Annotated in this window: 3 protein-coding genes; all 3 read left to right on the plus strand. The window is 40.7% G+C overall.

Features of this window, described 5'->3' with window-relative positions; translation table 11 throughout:
* A partial coding sequence (locus tag WG89_RS27835; RefSeq protein WP_216638576.1) for a hypothetical protein occupies positions 1–194 on the plus strand: 194 nt, incomplete at its 5' end.
* Between the two features lie 89 nt (positions 195–283).
* The gene (locus WG89_RS27840; RefSeq protein WP_062270960.1) at positions 284–2,401 is read left to right on the plus strand and encodes a condensation domain-containing protein; all 2,118 of its coding nucleotides are present in this window, start codon (positions 284–286) and stop codon (positions 2,399–2,401) included.
* A 29-nt stretch (positions 2,402–2,430) separates the two neighbouring features.
* Positions 2,431–2,599: transposase (locus WG89_RS32495; protein ID WP_062260605.1), on the plus strand; the 169-nt coding region annotated here is incomplete at its 3' end.

The raw sequence follows: 2,599 nt of genomic DNA on the forward strand, positions 1-2,599 counted from the left end.
ATGAAAACATGATGACCCCTTACGAAAAGTTCCTGTCACTGAAGGAACCAGAACAGTACCTGAAAGAAGGGATTACACTGGACCAACTAAAGGACAAAGCGGAAGCCATGACCGATAATGAAGCGGCCAGAAAGCTGCAACAAGCCAGAGAAATCCTGTTTCAATTAGTTCATGAGCGACAAGCCGAGGGTTAGGTAGTAGTACCTGCCTTCAGGCTCATTTCAGGATTGGAAAATACTGAATTCTTCACTTTCAAGAAGGTATTAAAGAAGATCTCGGTGAAATGACCCATCGAATAGAACAGATGAATAAAAATGAGAGAGAGTTACTGATTTCTCCTGAGTATTTCTATCAGCTTGCAAAAAAACACCCCAGGATTGAATATGCTGAATATCTACCAAAGCGCGGGGATGCTCATCATGAGATGAACCAATTTCGATATGATATCATTCTTCATATACGGCCTGAAAGCACGTTACCTCCACACAACGATGAAGAGATTAACGACATTCATTGGCATGAGTGGTGTGAAGATGACTCCTTAGAAGAACTTATGAGTAATGCTCATGGTTCATTTGGTGTTGAAGGCTATCCAAATATCCGTGTTTGGAAAGATTTCAAAGTGAGTCAATATCTACAGGCGGGTAGTCAAAACTTGACTGGATCTGACATTCATCAGTACAGCCAATCTTTAGATTCAGAGATAAAAAAACTGCAATCCCTTACTGCGATAGAAGTAGTTGCAGAAAGTTACGGCTATACACTTAAGCCACAGCTTTCATTTTCACTGGCAGCTGGTGCTGCTCAGTTAAACTTGGCATTTATCAAGAATTCAGAATCTTCTTATAAAGTCAAATTCCCCATAGCACAGCCACACACCAGACTGTCAAATACACCAGCTGCTCAAATAAAAACGAATACTTTAGACTTGCAATCGTTAAGGGAGATGGCAGAAGAACACTTGCCTGTACAGATGCACCCATCATTTTATATGTTCATTGATGCTCTTCCATTGACTCCCACAGGAAAACTTGACAGGCGAGCCCTCCCAGACCCTGTTGCGCAGCATAATCTGCGCTATGTTGAGCCGGAAACCGAGATAGAAAACAAATTAGTCCAGGTTTGGCAGCAAGTTCTGGGCATATCTGAAGGCATTAGTATCACTGACAATTTTTATCAGCTGGGTGGGGATTCTATCTTATCCATCCAAATGATATCTTTGGCCAAGCGCTACGGCGTCCAAATAACAGCAAAAGATGTCTTTGAATGTCAGACTATAGAGGCACTGGCAAAACGTGCGGACAAGATGCAACCCAGGGTTCTTCAACCCATTATCGCGGCAGAAGGATACCAACTGCTCACTCCAATAATGAAGCACTACCTTCGTCATTTTGGAACTGACATACATCATTTTAATCAATCTTTACGCCTTTCAGTTCCTTTAAATATCACAGATGCACTCTTACTGGACGGTCTAGCAACTCTGTATAAAAGACATGATATATTTCGTCTTGCAGGAAAAATAGAAAATGGCAAGTGGCAGCTTTTTTATCATACACCTGACAATAAAGAATCTGTGGACGAAGAACTGCACAATTTTTTATCAATACATGACTTGCAAGATCTTGATGTATCTGAGAAAGATACCAGAATCAATCAGATCATTAGTGAAACTCAAGCCAATCTGTCACTGAAAGATGGAAAGCTATTCCATTGGTCATGTATTCGTACACAGGAAAAAACTGAACTTCTTTGGGTCATGCATCATTTAATTGTTGATGGTGTATCCTGGAGAATATTGATTTCCGAGCTTCAGAATGTACTAAAAAAACTGATTAATAAACAGCCTCTGTCTTTAAGTAAAAAAACCAATAGCTTTCAGCAGTGGACAAAAGCCATAGACAGTTATGCTCGCACAAGTGATTTTAGATCTGAGATAAACTTCTGGGAAGATCAACTATCAGCTGTAACGAAATTAAACATTGAGTGTGGTGTAGCCGATGACCAGAGACACAAAAATACTCGAATAATAAGCAATAGGTTAACGAAAGAAACCACGGCAAAGCTCATACTTGATTGTCATAAAGCCTATAAGACGAAGATTAATGATCTTTTACTTACTGCTTTATCCATGGCCTTGCATGAATGGCAATCAATGTCAGAAGTCACCATACACCTTGAGGGACACGGTAGAGAGGAATTGTTTCATGATATAGACATTTCAGAAACGGTTGGCTGGTTCACCTCTTGTTATCCTCTAAAAATATCTACTCATACCAACCATCCTGAAGAGCAGATCAAATCCGTCAAAGAAGCATTGAGATCAGTGCCATCCAAAGGTATACATTATGGTATGCTTTATTCTAGGGAACCTGCGAATAAGTCCCTGATCATGAGATAATAATCTCAGCAGCTTGATCAGAGGTAGTCATGGACCAACAACTCTCTTTTTCCGACAGTGAATTCAGCCAGAAGCGACGCAGAACTCGTAGGGAAATTTTTCTTGAAAGAATGGAGGTTCTGATTCCATGGAAACGCTTAGAGGCCGTAATCGAGCCCTATTACCCTAAGCGTGGCAACGGAAGACCTCCTTATCCTC

It is taken from the genome of Endozoicomonas arenosclerae, assembly GCF_001562015.1.
In the GTDB taxonomy this organism is placed as follows: domain Bacteria; phylum Pseudomonadota; class Gammaproteobacteria; order Pseudomonadales; family Endozoicomonadaceae; genus Endozoicomonas_A; species Endozoicomonas_A arenosclerae.

Bases quoted from the DNA above. Each gene is read 5' to 3' on its own strand.
- WG89_RS27840 (WP_062270960.1), top strand. From the start codon at position 284: ATGACCCATCGAATAGAACAGATGAATAAAAATGAGAGAGAGTTACTG.